We start from the raw sequence: 16,792 nt of genomic DNA, 5'->3' as shown, positions 1-16,792 counted from the left end.
ATACTCAATGAAAATCAAAAAGCAAACTAGGAAGCTAGCNNTAAGACTGACGAAGTCAGTAACCATATGTCTAAGGTAAGGCGATGCTGATGTGGTTTGAAGAGATTGTCGAAGAGTATAAAATAATTAAAATGTGATTTCTGTAAAAATACATCTATGATCAGAGTTTTGAAAACTTACAATGTCTAAATCTTTAACATAGTAGTGGTTTTTAGGCAATAAAATATGATCTATTGTTGCATTAAAAAGTTTTGGACTTTGGCTATTCCAAGTTCCTCTTTCAAAAGGTGGTAGTACATTTAATGCGTCCCTATGAGAGCTTATTTTTGCAAGTGCTCCATGACGCATAGTTGCATTAAAATCACCTGCAATAATAGCCTTTGGATATTTTGAAGCCAATTGATTATGAATGATGGTTAAGTCTTGCTTCCAGATTTCCATTAAACCTGGCAGAGGAGGAGCAGTATGCAAAGCAATGATATCTGGTATATTTTGTTTTCTCGAATGTAATACAATTGTCCCGAACCGTGTTGTATGGAAAGTTTTAGCTTCTGTATAGAAACCATAACTTTTCTTGACAATCACAGTCACAGGAGCTATTCCACTGTCAGTAGGTGGAGAAGTAAAAATATCATAGTTGGCTATAGAAAGTCCAACTTGATGAAACAATAGTTTGATTCTCTGGTTTTCTTGCTCACCTCTAATATTGGTAGCTAGTTCAGGGAATATAGCCATATCGGCATCAAAATGGCTAAAAATTCGCTCAATATGTTGTGCTTCTATTTGATTAGCGACGTTCCAAGTTACTAATTTTAAGGTTTTAGTCTTATTTGATACGGAAGAAAGGGTTTTATCTGTTCCGAATAATAGTAATATGAACGATAGTAAGAGCAAGATGCTAGAATAAAACCGTATTTGTTTATTTTTCTTGTAAAAAGATAGGGAAAAAAATACGAAACTTAAAATAGAAGACATAGTTGCAGTAGCTAAGGGGAAGGCATAAATCTGTGCCAAGATAGGTCTGGTAGATAGCCAAATATTAAGATTAGAAGATGGAAAAAAAGAATAAGCTATGATAGGGATAGCAAAGAGAATGACAGAAAAGGCAGAGAGAAATATTTTAATCATTGTATGAGTACCTCGATTTGCAATGGTTGCTCGGAGCTAATGTGACTTTGTGACTTTACTTGATTGATACTCTTTTTCTTGTCTTCCTTATAGATTAAGTACAACCCAAGTAAAAAAAAGTCCAATTTAAGATTGAAATGATTAAAAGTCACGGAGATGCAAGACAATTATACTACAAAAGGCAAACATTTGACAATCGATAGTCGTCGCTTAATCGAACGATGGAAAAAGGGAAAATCAAATAGAGAAATTGCCTCTCTACTTGGAAAAGCTCCTCAAACTATCTATACTGAAATCAAGCGTGGGACAGTCCGAAAATGTCTTGGAAAAGGGCGCTTCAAAGAGGTTTATTCTGCCGACTATGCTCAACAGTCTTATGAAAATAATCGCAAGCGCTCGGTCAAGAAATCAAGATTGACCAAGGAACTAAAGGAAAAGATTCTCCACTATCATAACCAAAAATTTTCGCCTGAAATGATGGTCAAGGCTAAGGGCGTTAACGTGGGAATTTCTACCATCTACTATTGGATTCATCATGTAAAATTGGGGTTAAGCAAACAGGAACTGCTTTACCCTAGAAAAGGAAAAGCGCTTAAGAAACAAGCTAGCACCAATTTTAAACCCGCTGGTCAATCTATCGAATTATAATTCGCTCATTTTTTCAAAAAATACATAGACGTAAAAGAAAGAGGGTTAAGAGATGAAGAATAGTGCTATTGGGAGTAACTGGAAGGATGTCAGGTCTCAACTCTTTACCAAGGAGGAAATTCTTGAAAGTGATATGCGAGTGGCTATCATGAGTGAGTTGATTGAGGCCAGAAATAAGCAAGGAATCAGTCAGAAAAAGCTAGAGGAACTCAGTGGAGTGAGTCAGCCTGTCATAGCTAGGATGGAAACAGGAAAGACAAGTCCTAAGTTGGACACAGTCTTAAAAGTCCTAGCCAGTTTAGGAAAGACACTAGCAGTCGTCCCCCTCGAACAGAGAAAGAGTTGATAGGAAGAAGTTGGAAAACTTTAACAAATTTAACAGTTATAGTATCTTAATTTTATAAAATCAAACTTTTTTAATTAAGCGTGAACGAAGTGAGCTTTTAGTGGATATTTCCCGCCATAGTGGTATTTTAGATAATAATTTATTATTATCTAGAACGGAATTTTTGAGAGTAAAATAGTTCGGGGAACTATTTTAGCCTGAGCATACAAATGAAAAAGCGAAGTGCTCAAAAATCAGTAATGAAAGTACGAAGTAAGTTGCTCCCGTCCGCACTTTTCAGGGAAATATCAGAATTACAAAAGAAAAATCAACCTATAGTCTTTTCTAATAACAAGCCATAGTCACTTATAAGAATTACTAATAACGTGTTTGAACTGTCTAACTGAAACAAAGCTATAAAACAAGCTACACAAAGGATTTGAGGCATTTGTCTCAGGTCTTTTTCTTTTGTTTAAAACAGAGGTATAGTTTCAAACTATATCAAAGCCTAATTTTTTACAATTATACAGATGATTTCTTTTCTGTTAAGATAGTTTCAACAACAAATTTTGGAGGACACATCATGTCAACTACAATCATCGGTTTCCCTCGTTTGGGCGAATTCCGCGAATTAAAATTTACAACTGAAAAATACTTTAGAAAAGAAATCACAGAAGAAGAACTCTTGGCAGCCGCAAAAGACTTGCGTGCTAAACACTGGAACATCGTCAAAGAAAAAGGCATCACTGAAATCCCATCAAATGACTTTTCTCACTATGACAACTTCCTAGATGCAGCTTTCCTTTTCAACGTGGTACCTGCTTCAGTTCAAAACTTGGACTTGTCTGACCTTGAGCGCTACTTCGCTTTGGGACGTGGTTATCAAGGAGAAAAAGGGGACGTTCGCGCCCTTCCAATGAAAAAATGGTTCAACACCAACTACCACTACATCGTTCCTAAGTTTGAAAAAGAAACTCAAGTCAAACTTGCAGGTCACAAGATTTTCGATGAGTTCCAAGAAGCAAAAGAACTTGGATTGAACACTCGTCCAGTTCTTGTAGGTCCATTCACTTTCCTTCAATTGTCAGACTTTGAAGAAGGTGTGAAGGCAGAAGACTTCGTAGATAGCTTAGTGGCTGCTTACCAAGAAGTTTTTGCTAAATTGGCTGAACTTGGTGCAACTCGCATCCAATTGGATGAAGCGGCTCTTGTAAAAGACTTGACAGCTGAAGAAAAAGCTCTCTTCTTGAACCTTTACAACAAACTCTTGGCTGACAAAAAAGGTCTTGAAGTCTTGCTTCAAACTTATTTCGGTGATGTTCGTGACGTCTACGCTGACCTTGTAAACTTGCCAGTAGATGCTATCGGTCTTGACTTGGTTGAAGGTAAGAAAACTCTTGAACTCGTTAAAGGTGGCTTCCCAGCTGACAAGACTCTCTATGCAGGTATTGTCAATGGTAAAAACATCTGGCGCAACAACTACGAAAAGAGCTTGGCTGTTCTTGAGCAAATCCCAGCTGAAAACATCGTTTTGACAAGCTCTTGCTCACTTCTTCATGTGCCATTTACAACTGCTAATGAAGAATTTGAACCAGCACTCTTGAACCACTTTGCCTTTGCAGTTGAAAAATTGGATGAAATCCGTGACTTGGATGCTATCCGCAATGGTCAAGGTTCAGAAGCTCTTGCAGCCAACAAAGAACTTTTTGCGACTGAGCGTGTTGGTGAAAATGCTGAACTTCGTGCGCGTATCGCTGGCTTGACAGACACAGACTACACTCGTTTGCCAGCCTTTGCAGAACGTGAAGCTATCCAAGAAGAAGCTTTCAAACTTCCAGCTCTTCCAACAACAACGATTGGTTCATTCCCTCAAACAAAAGAAGTTCGTGCCAAACGTTTGGCTTACCGTAAAGGTGAATTGTCTCAAAAAGAGTACGACGCTTTCCTTGCTGAAACGATTGACGAATGGATCAAGTGGCAAGAAGATATTGACTTTGATGTCCTTGTTCACGGTGAATTTGAGCGTAATGACATGGTTGAGTACTTCGGTCAAAACTTGTCAGGATACCTCTTCTCTAAAAATGGATGGGTACAATCATACGGTATGCGTGGGGTAAAACCACCAATCATCTGGGGTGATGTCACTCGTCTTAACCCTATCACTGTTAAATGGTCTAGCTATGCACAAAGTCGTACAAACAAACCTGTTAAAGGTATGTTGACTGGACCTGTTACCATCCTCAACTGGTCATTCCCACGTGAAGACATCTCTATCAAGGATTCAACTCTCCAAATCGCCCTTGCTATCAAGGATGAAGTACTTGACCTTGAAGCTGCTGGTGTGAAAATCATCCAAATCGACGAGGCTGCTCTTCGTGAAAAATTGCCACTCCGCCGTAGCGACTGGTACGAAGACTACCTTGACTGGGCTATTCCTGCCTTCCGCTTGGTACACTCAACAGTAGCGCCAGACACACAAATCCACACTCACATGTGTTACTCAGAATTTACAGATATCATCCCAGCTATCGACAACATGGATGCAGATGTTATTTCCTTTGAAGCTAGCCGTTCAAACCTTGAAATCTTGGACGAACTCAAAGCGAAAAACTTCCAAACAGAAGTGGGCCCTGGGGTTTACGATATCCACTCACCTCGTGTGCCTAATGAAGGCGAAATCGACAATACAATCGAAGCCATCCTTGCTAAAGTGCCAAGCAAGAAAGTTTGGATCAACCCTGACTGTGGTTTGAAAACACGTGGTATTCCAGAAACAAAAGAAAGCTTGATCCGCCTTGTTGAAGCAGCTAAAGCTGCGCGTGAGAAATTGTAAGATAAGGATTTCTCTAGAAGCGCTGTTTGGTCAATCTGCCTGTTTCACTTGGATTCTAGGAATCCAGCTAACGAAAAAATCAACTAGAAAAGGATATTGACTATGTCACGCCAAACACCGTCACTCTCATTTGAAGTGTTCCCTCCCAACCCAGTCGTGGGTAATGATAACATTATTTCTGCTCTTCAAGATATGCAGGAGTTGGCTCCTCACTTTATCAGTGTAACTGCCAGCAATAATAAATTTAATATCAAGGAAACGACGGTTCGTTTGGCTGATTTTATCCAAAATGACTTAGCGATTCCGACCATTGCTCACTTGCCAGCCATCTATTTGACTAAGGACAAGGTTGCTGAAACCATTGCAGACTTGGACAAGGTTGGGGTGCAGAAAATCTTGGCTCTTCGTGGGGATATTGTTCCAGATGTGGAACCACAAAAGGATTTTCGCTACGCAACGGACTTGATTGAGTTCATCAAGGAACAAGCCCCTCACTTTGATATTGTTGGCGCTTGCTATCCAGAAGGCCATCCAGATTCACCAAATCAGATTTCAGATATTCAAAATCTTAAGAAGAAAGTGGATGCAGGTTGTTCGAGCCTCGTAACTCAGCTTTTCTTTGACAATGAGCGTTTCTATGATTTTCAAGACAAGTGCATCTTGGCTGGGATTGATGTTCCCATTCATGCAGGAATTATGCCAATTCTGAATCGAAATCAGGCTCTCCGCCTCTTGAAGACTTGTGAGAATATCCATCTTCCACGCAAATTTAAAGCCATCTTAGACAAGTATGAGCATGACCCTGAGTCGCTCAGAGCAGCAGGACTTGCCTATGCAGTGGACCAAATCGTGGACTTGGTAACTCAGGATGTGGCTGGTGTGCATCTTTACACCATGAACAATGCTGAAACAGCAAAATACATTCATCAAGCAACACATGCTTTGTTTAATCACCAGTCTCTAGGATAATAAAAAGAAAACCATTCTTCTCAAGTGAGGGGAATGGTTCCTTTTTAATGGTAAAGACCGCACTTTTTAAGAAAAATATGATAAAATAGACTCTGTACGTACTTGATACAAAGATGAGGGTATTTAGGTTTTAGAAGTTTGTTTAAAGTTGATTATTTTTTAAGCAAAATCTGATAATGTGTGTCTCAAAAAACACGAACGGAGTGAGTATTTAAAAGATATTTCACGCTATCGTGGTATCTTAGATGATAACAATATTATTATCTAAGGCAGGATTTTTGAGAGTAAAATAGTTCGGGAAACTATTTTAGCCTGAGCATAGAAATGAAAAGGCGAAGTAATTAAAAATTACCATTGAAATTTTATTGGATTTCTAAAATCATCCACTGGATAATTTTAGCTCCCGTCCGCACTATTCCAGGGAAATATCAAAAAGATACTTAATTGAATTTTGGCCTCATTCCTTAGGAAAAAAGATAAGCTTCCTAGCACTCATCGAGTGCGGCGTCACCTTCCTATTTTTCTACAGAAATGTTCGGCAAGCCGAACCGTCCAAAATATCTTGTGTAATTGAACACGCCTACAACTCTTTGGAAAAAGATAAATCTACCTAGGAGCAGTCGCTCCGTCGTTCGATTTCCTATTTTCCTTTGAGTTGCTTAACGGCTTTGTGTCTTGATGAATTGAATTTTGGCCTCATTCCTTAGGAAAAAAGATAAGCTTCCTAGCACTCATCGAGTGCGGCGTCACCTTCCTATTTTTCTACAGAAATGTTCGGCAAGCCGAACCGTCCAAAGTATCTTGTGTAATTGAACACGCCTACAACTCTGTGGAAAAAGATAAATCTGCCTAGGAGCGGTCGCTCCGTTGTTCGATTTCCTATTTTCCTTTGAGTTGCTTGACGTCCTTGGTATCTTGAGTAATTGAACACGCCTACAACTCTGTGGAAAAAGATAAATCTACCTAGGAGCATTCGCTCCGTCGTTCGATTTCCTATTTTCCTTTGAGTTGCTTAACGGCTTAGTATCTTGATTTTTGTAGGCAAGGCGTATAATTTCATCAATCCAAAGGGGATTAAAATGACAAAACAAGTGTTTCAAACGACTTTTGCGGGTCGTGAGTTAATTGTAGAGACTGGTCAGGTTGCTAAGCAAGCAAATGGCTCTGTTGTCGTGCGTTACGGTGAGTCAACTGTCTTGACTGCGGCCGTTATGTCTAAGAAAATGGCAACTGGGGATTTCTTCCCTCTTCAAGTCAACTACGAAGAAAAAATGTATGCAGCAGGGAAGTTTCCTGGTGGCTTTATGAAACGTGAAGGACGTCCTTCAACGGATGCGACCTTGACAGCGCGTTTGATTGACCGTCCAATTCGTCCTATGTTTGCGGAAGGTTTCCGTAATGAAGTACAAGTGATTAACACCGTGCTTTCTTATGATGAAAATGCATCTGCACCAATGGCTGCTATGTTTGGTTCATCCTTGGCGCTGTCTATTTCAGATATTCCATTTGACGGCCCAATCGCTGGGGTACAAGTGAGCTATGTAGATGGTCAAATCATCATCAACCCTACGCAAGAACAAGCAGAGCAATCTCTTCTTGAATTGACAGTAGCTGGAACCAAGCACGCTATCAACATGGTAGAGTCTGGTGCCAAAGAATTGTCAGAAGAAATCATGTTGGAAGCGCTTCTTAAAGGGCACGAAGCTGTCAAAGAATTGATTGCCTTCCAAGAAGAAATCGTTGCTGCTGTCGGTAAAGAAAAAGCAGAAGTGGAATTGCTTCACGTGGCTGCTGAATTGCAGGCAGAAATCATCTCAGCTTACAACAGTGACCTCCAAAAAGCGGTTCAAGTAGAAGAAAAATTGGCTCGTGAAGCTGCTACTCAAGCAGTTAAAGACCAAGTGACTGCTGTTTATGAAGAAAAATATGCAGACCACGAAGAATTTGACCGTATCATGCGTGATGTGGCTGAAATCTTGGAACAAATGGAACACGCAGAAGTGCGACGTTTAATTACAGAAGACAAGGTGCGTCCTGATGGTCGTAAGGTCGATGAAATCCGTCCTTTGGATGCGGTTGTTGACTTCCTTCCTCGTGTGCACGGCTCCGGTCTCTTCACTCGTGGACAAACTCAGGCTCTTTCAGTCTTGACCTTGGCTCCGATGGGAGAAACTCAAATCATTGATGGTTTGGATCCAGAGTACAAGAAACGCTTTATGCACCACTATAACTTTCCACAATACTCTGTAGGGGAAACAGGTCGTTACGGTGCGCCAGGTCGTCGTGAAATCGGTCACGGTGCTCTTGGTGAGCGTGCTCTTGCTCAAGTCTTGCCAAGCTTGGAAGAATTCCCATACGCTATCCGTCTAGTAGCAGAAGTTTTGGAATCAAACGGTTCTTCATCTCAAGCTTCTATCTGTGCGGGAACTCTTGCCCTTATGGCTGGTGGTGTGCCAATCAAGGCGCCAGTAGCTGGTATTGCTATGGGACTTATCTCAGATGGAAATAACTACACAGTATTGACAGATATCCAAGGTTTGGAAGATCACTTTGGAGATATGGACTTCAAGGTTGCAGGTACTCGTGATGGGATTACAGCCCTTCAAATGGATATCAAGATTCAAGGGATTACTGCAGAAATCTTGACGGAGGCTCTTGCTCAAGCCAAGAAAGCGCGTTTTGAAATCCTTGATGTCATTGAAGCAACCATTCCAGAAGTTCGTCCAGAATTGGCTCCAACTGCTCCGAAAATTGATACGATCAAGATTGATGTGGACAAGATTAAGATTGTCATCGGTAAGGGTGGAGAAACCATCGACAAGATTATCGCTGAAACAGGCGTTAAGATTGACATCGACGAAGAAGGTAACGTATCTATCTACTCTAGCGACCAAGATGCCATCAATCGTGCTAAAGAAATTATTGCTGGTTTGGTTCGTGAAGCTAAGGTGGACGAAGTTTACCGTGCTAAAGTCGTTCGTATCGAGAAATTTGGTGCCTTTGTTAACCTCTTTGATAAGACAGATGCTCTTGTTCATATCTCGGAGATGGCTTGGACTCGTACCAATCGTGTAGAGGATTTGGTAGAAATCGGGGATGAAGTTGATGTTAAGGTTATCAAGATTGATGAAAAAGGCCGTATCGATGCCTCTATGAAGGCTCTTCTACCTCGTCCGCCAAAACCTGAGCATGATGAAAAAGGTGAAAAGTCTGAGCGCCCTCACCGCCCACGTCATCACAAGGAACACAAACCTAAGAAAGAATTTACAGAGACACCAAAAGATTCAGAGTAAGAAAAGGAGAAATGTATGGGGTGGTGGCGCGAAACCATTGATATCGTAAAAGAAAATGATCCAGCGGCCCGCACCACTTTGGAGGTTTTGCTGACTTATCCAGGTGTCAAGGCCTTGGCGGCCCACCGTCTCTCGCATTTTCTCTGGAAGTACGACTTCAAACTCCTGGCTCGTATGCACAGTCAGTTCTGGCGCTTTTGGACTCAGATTGAGATTCATCCAGGTGCCCAGATTGATTCAGGTGTCTTTATCGACCACGGTTCAGGCTTGGTGATTGGAGAAACAGCGATCGTTGAAAAAGGCGTTCTTCTTTATCACGGGGTGACTCTTGGTGGAACTGGTAAGGATGTTGGAAAACGCCATCCGACCGTTCGAAAGGGAGCTCTCATATCGGCTCATGCCCAAGTCATCGGACCAGTGGAAATCGGTGAAAATGCCAAGGTTGGTGCAGCAGCAGTTGTCGTGGCAGATGTACCTAGTGATGTGACGGTTGTCGGTATTCCGGCTAAGATTGTCCGCCTTCATGGTAAGAAGGATGAGCCTGTCATTCACGAAGTCGAAGAAAAACGAGAGTATTATGTTAATAAACTCGAGCAGGCTAAAGAAGCCAGTCATAGATCGTCTGGTTTGTAGAGGATACCTATATGATTCAAGCAAGAAACAAGTTAAGCCAAGAGGAGTTATCTGAGGCGAAAAAACTAATTAACTGTTGCCAAAACTATGACGGTACCTATCGTGATCCCTATCTCTCTAACATGCTTAATTTTGACCCAAACATGCCCGCCTTTTTCCTTTATTATGAAAAAGGCGAACTTGTTGGTCTCTTAACTGTTTATGCAGATGATCAAGATGTGGAAGTGACGATACTGGTTCATCCAGATCATCGCCGTCAGGGAATTGCGCGTGCTTTGTTTACGAGTTTTGAGAAAGAAACAGCTTCTTTCTCTATTTGTTCAGTCACTTTTCAGACAGAGCGTATTTTTCTAGAGCGTCATCCTGATTTTGTCAATAATTGGGGATTGGTCGAGGATGAAGAGACAGAAACCTGGTTAGGTAAGGATAGAAGACCATATCAGTTAGCAAAACTTTCTAATCTTGAAGTTTTGTTAGCAGATAGTTCGTATCAGGAGCAAATTAGCCAGTTAAAATTTCAGGCATTTTCAGAGGAACATGAATCTAGAGAAGTTGTGGATAGATATGTCGCTGAAGCTCTGAAGGATCCAGAAAGTCGCTTGTATATTTTGTTAAAAAACGGTGAGGTCATTGGGACTTGCACGGTTGATTTATCGAGCGATACGAATTACTTCTACGGTTTAGCAATATTGGAACCTGAACGTGGGAAAGGCTATGGAAGCTACTTAGCAAAATCCCTCGTCAACCAACTAATTGAGCAAAATGACAAGGAATTTCAGATTGCAGTGGAAGATAGCAATGTAGGTGCCAAACGTTTGTATGAAAAAATTGGCTTTGTCAAACAGACTCAGGTGGTTTATCTGAATGAGAAAGGAGCAAGGGATTCCGAAGTGTAGAGATATTCGGACTGAAATTTACTTGAACTCTTAGTGATGAAACTAAGTGTTCTTTGATTTTGGTTTTCCTGATTATGATTTATGATTAAAATTTACGACACCATGTCTCGTGATTTGCGAGAATTTGTCCCGATTGAGGACGGTAAGGTCAAGATGTATGTTTGTGGGCCAACCGTGTACAACTATATCCACGTGGGGAATGCCCGCTCAACAGTGGCTTTTGATACCATTCGTCGCTATTTTGAGTACCGTGGTTATGAGGTTGCCTATATTTCCAATTTTACGGATGTGGATGATAAGATTATCAACCGTGCCAAGGAAGAAGGTATCACGCCTCAGGAGGTGGCGGACAAGTACATCGCTGCCTTTCGTGAGGATGTGACGGCCTTGGGCGTCAAATCTGCGACCCGCCATCCGCGTGTGGTGGAATTTATGGCGGACATTATCCGCTTTGTGGGAGACTTGATTGAAAAAGGTTTTGCCTACGAGAGTCAAGGAGATGTCTATTTCCGTGTGGAAAAATCTCACAACTATGCTAAGCTGGCCAATAAAACCTTGGAAGACTTGGAGCTAGGTGCTTCAGGTCGTACCGATGAAGAAACGGCTCGTAAGGAAAATCCTGTAGACTTTGCCCTCTGGAAATCTGCCAAACCAGGCGAGATTTCTTGGGATAGTCCTTGGGGACCTGGTCGTCCGGGCTGGCATATTGAGTGTTCGGTCATGTCAACAGAGATTTTTGGTGATACCATTGATATTCACGGTGGTGGAGCCGACCTTGAGTTTCCGCATCACACCAATGAAATTGCCCAGTCAGAAGCAAAAACAGGCAAGATCTTTGCCAACTATTGGATGCATAATGGCTTTGTCAATATCGACAATGTCAAGATGTCCAAGTCCTTGGGCAACTTTATTACTGTACATGATGCCCTTAAAACCCTCGATGGACAAGTGCTTCGTTTCTTCTTTGCGACTCAGCATTACCGCAAGCCTATCAACTTTACGGAAAAGGCAGTGCGAGACGCTGAGACCAATCTCAAGTATCTGAAAAACACTTATGAGCAACCATTTACTGGAACTGTAGATGCTCAAGAGTTACAAACCTTTAAAGATAAGTTTGTAGCAGCTATGGATGAAGATTTTAACGCTGCCAACGGTATTACAGTCGTCTTTGAAATGGCCAAATGGATTAACTCAGGTAACTATGATTCAAGTGTTAAGGAAGCTCTTGCGGCTATGTTAGATGTCTTTGGAATTGTTTTTATTGAGGAAGTTTTGGATGCAGAGATTGAAGACTTGATCCAAAAACGCCAAGAAGCGCGTGCCAATCGTGACTTTGCGACAGCGGACCAGATCCGTGACCAATTGGCTGCTCAAGGGATTAAGCTCCTTGACACCAAAGATGGAGTGAGGTGGACGCGTGATTGATGTCAATCTCATTAATGGGATTGCGTTAGCTTTTGAGGGGGACGCGGTGTATTCCATGTATATTCGCCGTCACCTCATTCTTAAAGGCATGACAAAACCCAATAAACTCCATCAAGAGGCGACCAAGTATGTGTCGGCCAAAGCTCAGGCTCGCCTGATTTCCCTCATGTTAGAGGAGCAAGTCCTAACGGAAAGAGAAAAAGAAATCTACAAACGTGGCCGCAATACCAATAGCCACACAAAGGCTAAAAATGCCGATGTGGTGACTTACCGCATGTCCACAGGTTTTGAAGCTGTGATGGGCTATCTCCATATGACTGAAAATTTGGAACGTCTTGAGAGCTTGATTTGGTGGTGCATCCAAAAAGTGGAGGGCTAGGACATGATGACAAAAGAACTACAAGACTGGTTTCCTGAGGCTCAGATTTCAGACCAACCAGTAGAGAAAGAGGGCTATCTCACTCTCCCTTTAGCTTCTCAGCAGTGGATTTTGCTGGAGAAAGCTGGGCTCAGTGAGCGTGAAAAGCAGTTGATTTCCCTTTTGACCCAGCAGGAGCAGGCTCGTTCGCTCAATCCTTGGTATTCCTATCTGATTGAGGGGAAGGGTCAGGCACCGCAAACTTTTAAAAAGATTCAGTTGGTGTATTGCCATCTTTCCTATTTTCAGCAGGAAAATCTGGCTTCTTGGCTAGATATGATGCGGACTCTTTTTCCGAATTGTCAGACGGTGCTTCAGGTCGGAGCTCAGGATTATGTTTTCGTGCTGCAACAAGATAAGTACACCTCTGTACGTTCAATCTTATCTGATACGATTGAAGCGGTTGAATATGACTTTGGACTTCGTCTGTCAATCATGTTGGGTCAGGTTTGGTCTCAGGCAAGACATCAAGCCCTATCAGACTTGATTAAAGCAGAGAGAGATTTATTTAAGACTTGGTGGCGTCAGGGTCACCAAGGTGTTCATACTTTTTCTCAGCTCTATCTTTGGAGTATGGGAGAAAGACTCGTGGACTTGAGAGTAATCAAGGAATGTCTACACCAGATGATTTTGGATCAAGATCAGATTCAGGAAATCATTCTCTCCCTTTGGGAAAATAGTGCTGTCCTAACAAAAACAGCCCAGCAACTCTATCTGCACCGCAATTCTCTCCAATACAAAATTGATAAATGGGAAGAATTGACAGGGCTACAGTTGAAGGAATTGACCGACCTGACCCTGTGTTATCAATTGATTTTAGGTTCTTTGTCAACTATAGTTGGTTTGTAAAGAAGTTAATATTTGGAGAAGAGGATTGCCATCTTCTCCATTTTTATGTGCAGAGTTATAGTGTATTGATGCTGTCAATCGAAAGTGATGATGTCCCAAAAAAATGGTGAGATTGAGGGCAATTATTTTGCTTTCATCAGGGATTGCATGTTTTGGTTTTCGATTTCTGTTTCCGTGTCTGAAGGCTTCTTTTCCTTTCTGTTGATAGGCTAGTAGCAGACGATTGCTTTGTCTTTCAGAAAGATTCAGTTCGACACAGGCTCGATTCTTTGTTTTCTTTCCTTGGTCTATAGCTTTTATCACAAGATATTTTTTCGTTTCATTCATATTCAGTTGGATACTTTTCATACGACTATTTTATCAAATGGAACATTTTCACGTTCGATTTACTAAAGACATTATCACATTCGAATTACAAAACAGAAAAAATAAAATGTTTTTCCTTGCAAAATTCGGGGGGGGGGTAGTATAATTATTACTAGACTGTATATTCTTCATAGGAGGTACAGTGGGGTAAATAGTCGTAAGTTGCTATTTATATATTAGACTTTCCTGCGAAACAAAATATGGTACAATAGTTCTATGAATTATGAAGCAAGTAAACAACTAACTGATGCACGATTCAAGCGTCTTGTTGGTGTTCAGCGCACGACTTTTAAAGAGATGTTAGCTGTATTAAAACAGCTTATCAACTTAAACACGCAAAAGGTGGAAGAAAGCCTAAACTAAGCCTAGAATACCTTCTTATGGCGACTTCAATATGTGCGAGAATATCGAACTTATGAACAAATTGCGGCTGATTTTGGTATCCACGAAAGCAACTTACTCCGTCGGAGCCAATGGGTTGAAGTAACTCTTGTTCAAAGTGGTTTTACGATTTCAAGAACTCCTCTCAGTTCTGAGGACACGGTAATGATTGATGCGACGGAAGTAAAAATCAATCGCCCTAAAAAACAATTAGCGAATGATTCTGGTAAAAAGAAATGCCACGCTATGAAGGCTCAGGCGATTGTCACAAGTCAAGGGAGAATTGTTTCTTTGGAGCTCGCTGTGAACTATTGTCATGATATGAAGTTGTTCAAAATGAATCGCAGAAATATCGGACAAGCTGGTAAAATCTTGGCTGACAGTGGTTATCAAGGGCTCATGAAGATATATCCTCAAGCATAAACTCCACGTAAATCCAGCAAACTCAAGCCGCTAATAGCTGAAGATAAAGCCTATAACCATGCGCTATCTAAGGAGAGAAGCAAGATTGAGAATATTTTTGCCAAAGTAAAAACGTTTAAAATGTTTTCAACAACCTATCGAAATCATCGTAAACGCTTCGGCTTACGAATGAACTCGATTGCTGGCATTATCAACCGTGAACTAGGATTCTAGTTTTGCAGGAAGTCTAGTTTTACAATCTACAAGTTGATTCACTTTCTATTATGTATTATTATGATAGTGGTAAACAAAACAGAGAGGAGTTCTATATGACACCAGAAGAAGTCTATATGACAGAGTGATTGGAAAAGCAAATCACCTGCTTTCAGGGGAAAAGTTTCCAGCATCGCAGACGCTACAAGGTCTTGGAGATTGCTGAGATTGTTTCCGGTTTTTTGATTGCGATTTTTTGTGCCATTCCCATGTCGGGCGATTACTATCGCCTTGTCTCTGTTGTGCTTTCAAGCATGGGGTTGCTTTGTGAGGGATTGCTTGGTATTTATAATAGCAAGGAACACTGGATATCCTATCAGAAGGCAGCGCAACTTTTAGAACGAGAAAAGTTTCTCTACCAGTGTCTGACTGAGAAATAAATACGCAGGTGAAAGCAAGCCTTCTACATTCTTTGTCAAGATCTGTGAAGGGATAATCTCTGACGAAATAATCAAGTGGGAAGGCATCCAGTCTAAAGAAGCGGGTGTGCCTGCGGAAACTCCACTCCAATGAAAGAAAAATCGAGGGGGTAAAAGAAAACCTATAGTCAGGGAAAGAATAGCCTGACTGGAAAGCAGTATGAAAAAATGGAATTTACAGCGTAAAACAACTCAAGGTCCGGTTTGTTTTTTGTGCTTAAAAGACAGGAACTTCCTTGAAACTTGAGTTTGTCTCGGTGCATTTGAAAGAAAACTCAGTTTAGACGGAGACTGTTAAACAAGCTTATGGTCTAACCAGTACGGATGTGGTTGAGTAGCTAGTAGATGGTTTTTTAGAAATGGAAAGAGTGCAGATTTCAATGTTTCAACACCTAAAGGAAGATAACTAGGAGGTGATTAAGGTTAAAACAAAACGGATAAATGGTGATTTATTTTCAGGTCTTATCGCTGATGTCGACGAAGAAATCATGAATAGCGATGACAATCGTTTAGCTATCGATAGGATTGTCATCCAACATAATGGCGGTTTGAGCGATGAAGGAGCACCTGGTATGTATCTACAGGCGTTGGTACCTCTGCTTATTACCAGGCTTGGACTATCCAGAGCATGGTTTTTGCCCTGTAGGAGTCTTTGCCATCATTGATACCCAGGAAGCAGACGGCTACACTTGAGGCTTTCTGAAGTCAGAAAAAAGCTGGCTGGCCTTGGAGTTCACAGAAAGAATTACTTAGAACATAAGGAGAAAAATAATTGTTGAAATTGATACAAAATAAGAAAAAAGGTGGAGAGAAAGCCTTTCGCTACTCTCTCAGAAAATTTAAATTTGGCGCGGCTTCTGTGTTGGTAGGACTCTCCTTTTTAGGCAGTGATATATCTACCGTTTCCGCTCATTTTGAAACGGTAGATAATGTGACCTATCTTGGGGATACACCTAAAGAAGTTGAGAATGCTAAGCAATCAGTACAAGTAAGGACTGAGATATCAAAAAATGGCAAGCATGTAAAATATACAATACTTTTCAATAAAAATTATGAATACTGGGCTAGGCCAGGACTTACTGCTTGGTTACCAACTGGTTTGGACCATCGGACGGTTAGGATTAGAACTTATAATTCTGATGGAAAAACAGGGGGAGGGGGATTGCCGTGGAAATTAGTGCACGATTTGGGAGTGCATGAATTTCCTGGTGCGACAAGAGAATTAGTTTTTAATCCTGATTTTGACCCTAGAAACGAAGGAAAATGGAATGAATTTTGGGAAAAAATAGGAAAGGTTGGTTCAGGTTCCTATATTCCAACTGAGTGGAAAGAAAAAAATCAGTTACTGTTTGGTATCAATTCATGGGAAAATTTTTCTCATAATGCTTACAAGTGGGAAATAGAAGCGGATGTTCAAGATGGGGTAGTGGCTTCACAATTACCTGTCGTAGCTGGAATTGTACAGCCTCGTTCAAGATATCCTCGCTATGTTGCAGTAGGACCTAATGAAACAGTAGATACAGACGGAGACGGT

Annotated in this window: 12 protein-coding genes and 4 pseudogenes; 14 read left to right on the top strand and 2 right to left on the bottom strand. The window is 41.1% G+C overall.

Annotated elements, in window-relative coordinates:
- Nucleotides 1-126 precede the first annotated feature (126 nt).
- Nucleotides 127-1,128 carry an endonuclease/exonuclease/phosphatase family protein gene (locus HT699_RS06670; protein WP_172934193.1) on the bottom strand — a complete coding sequence of 334 codons (1,002 nt, stop codon included), beginning with the start codon at nt 1,126-1,128 and terminating at the stop codon, nt 127-129.
- A gap of 156 nt (nt 1,129-1,284) precedes the next feature.
- Between HT699_RS06670 and HT699_RS06665 the strand changes: the two are divergent.
- The 10 genes and pseudogenes from HT699_RS06665 to HT699_RS06620 all read left to right on the top strand — a co-directional run.
- Nucleotides 1,285-1,770, top strand: a pseudogene (locus tag HT699_RS06665) (helix-turn-helix domain-containing protein); the annotation flags it as partial.
- A gap of 58 nt (nt 1,771-1,828) precedes the next feature.
- Complete coding sequence (locus HT699_RS06660) at nt 1,829-2,122, top strand: helix-turn-helix transcriptional regulator (protein WP_172934192.1); 294 nt, start codon at nt 1,829-1,831, stop codon at nt 2,120-2,122.
- A gap of 562 nt (nt 2,123-2,684) precedes the next feature.
- A complete protein-coding gene (gene metE / locus HT699_RS06655; RefSeq protein WP_172934191.1) occupies nt 2,685-4,934 on the top strand; it encodes a 5-methyltetrahydropteroyltriglutamate--homocysteine S-methyltransferase in 2,250 nt (749 codons plus the stop codon).
- 102 nt (nt 4,935-5,036) lie between these two features.
- Nucleotides 5,037-5,903, top strand: coding sequence for a methylenetetrahydrofolate reductase [NAD(P)H] (gene metF, locus HT699_RS06650; RefSeq protein ID WP_172934190.1), 867 nt, complete (start codon nt 5,037-5,039; stop codon nt 5,901-5,903).
- A 1,079-nt stretch (nt 5,904-6,982) separates the two neighbouring features.
- The gene (pnp, locus tag HT699_RS06645) at nt 6,983-9,196 is read left to right on the top strand and encodes a polyribonucleotide nucleotidyltransferase (protein ID WP_000166431.1); all 2,214 of its coding nucleotides are present in this window, start codon (nt 6,983-6,985) and stop codon (nt 9,194-9,196) included.
- 15 nt (nt 9,197-9,211) lie between these two features.
- Nucleotides 9,212-9,829, top strand: coding sequence for a serine O-acetyltransferase (cysE, locus tag HT699_RS06640; RefSeq protein ID WP_023933244.1), 618 nt, complete (start codon nt 9,212-9,214; stop codon nt 9,827-9,829).
- A gap of 11 nt (nt 9,830-9,840) precedes the next feature.
- Nucleotides 9,841-10,725 (top strand): GNAT family N-acetyltransferase, encoded by an 885-nt coding sequence (locus HT699_RS06635; protein WP_050971888.1) that lies wholly within the window; start codon nt 9,841-9,843, stop codon nt 10,723-10,725.
- An 81-nt stretch (nt 10,726-10,806) separates the two neighbouring features.
- Nucleotides 10,807-12,150, top strand: coding sequence for a cysteine--tRNA ligase (cysS, locus tag HT699_RS06630; protein WP_054387984.1), 1,344 nt, complete (start codon nt 10,807-10,809; stop codon nt 12,148-12,150).
- On the top strand, nt 12,143-12,529 hold the full coding sequence (locus tag HT699_RS06625; protein ID WP_000567930.1) for a Mini-ribonuclease 3: 387 nt from the start codon (nt 12,143-12,145) through the stop codon (nt 12,527-12,529). The genes cysS and HT699_RS06625 overlap by 8 nt, the downstream gene beginning before the upstream one ends.
- Before the next feature lie 3 nt (nt 12,530-12,532).
- The gene (locus HT699_RS06620; RefSeq protein ID WP_000988346.1) at nt 12,533-13,417 is read left to right on the top strand and encodes a PucR family transcriptional regulator; all 885 of its coding nucleotides are present in this window, start codon (nt 12,533-12,535) and stop codon (nt 13,415-13,417) included.
- A gap of 126 nt (nt 13,418-13,543) precedes the next feature.
- Here HT699_RS06620 and HT699_RS06615 read toward each other — a convergent pair.
- A pseudogene (locus tag HT699_RS06615) lies at nt 13,544-13,744 on the bottom strand (helix-turn-helix domain-containing protein); the annotation flags it as partial.
- A 255-nt stretch (nt 13,745-13,999) separates the two neighbouring features.
- Here HT699_RS06615 and HT699_RS06610 point away from each other — a divergent pair.
- The 4 genes and pseudogenes from HT699_RS06610 to HT699_RS06595 all read left to right on the top strand — a co-directional run.
- Nucleotides 14,000-14,800, top strand: a pseudogene (locus HT699_RS06610) (IS5 family transposase).
- 128 nt (nt 14,801-14,928) lie between these two features.
- Nucleotides 14,929-15,352 (top strand): annotated as a pseudogene (locus HT699_RS06605) (DUF4231 domain-containing protein).
- Between the two features lie 461 nt (nt 15,353-15,813).
- Entirely contained in the window at nt 15,814-15,951 is a 138-nt protein-coding gene (locus HT699_RS06600) for a hypothetical protein (protein ID WP_153300005.1), read from the top strand.
- An 82-nt stretch (nt 15,952-16,033) separates the two neighbouring features.
- Nucleotides 16,034-16,792: YSIRK-type signal peptide-containing protein (locus HT699_RS06595; protein WP_155449089.1), on the top strand; the 759-nt coding region annotated here is incomplete at its 3' end.

The organism is Streptococcus sp. 1055 (genome assembly GCF_013276815.1).
Classification (GTDB): domain Bacteria; phylum Bacillota; class Bacilli; order Lactobacillales; family Streptococcaceae; genus Streptococcus; species Streptococcus pseudopneumoniae.
Note: the sequence above shows the minus strand (reverse complement) of the source record. Positions and strands in the feature narration are given on the sequence as shown.

Bases quoted from the DNA above. Each gene is read 5' to 3' on its own strand.
- cysS (WP_054387984.1), top strand. From the start codon at position 10,807: ATGATTAAAATTTACGACACCATGTCTCGTGATTTGCGAGAATTTGTC.
- metF (WP_172934190.1), top strand. From the start codon at position 5,037: ATGTCACGCCAAACACCGTCACTCTCATTTGAAGTGTTCCCTCCCAAC.
- metE (WP_172934191.1), top strand. From the start codon at position 2,685: ATGTCAACTACAATCATCGGTTTCCCTCGTTTGGGCGAATTCCGCGAA.
- HT699_RS06620 (WP_000988346.1), top strand. From the start codon at position 12,533: ATGATGACAAAAGAACTACAAGACTGGTTTCCTGAGGCTCAGATTTCA.
- HT699_RS06670 (WP_172934193.1), bottom strand. From the start codon at position 1,128: ATGATTAAAATATTTCTCTCTGCCTTTTCTGTCATTCTCTTTGCTATC.
- HT699_RS06660 (WP_172934192.1), top strand. From the start codon at position 1,829: ATGAAGAATAGTGCTATTGGGAGTAACTGGAAGGATGTCAGGTCTCAA.
- HT699_RS06635 (WP_050971888.1), top strand. From the start codon at position 9,841: ATGATTCAAGCAAGAAACAAGTTAAGCCAAGAGGAGTTATCTGAGGCG.
- cysE (WP_023933244.1), top strand. From the start codon at position 9,212: ATGGGGTGGTGGCGCGAAACCATTGATATCGTAAAAGAAAATGATCCA.
- pnp (WP_000166431.1), top strand. From the start codon at position 6,983: ATGACAAAACAAGTGTTTCAAACGACTTTTGCGGGTCGTGAGTTAATT.
- HT699_RS06600 (WP_153300005.1), top strand. From the start codon at position 15,814: ATGAAGGAGCACCTGGTATGTATCTACAGGCGTTGGTACCTCTGCTTA.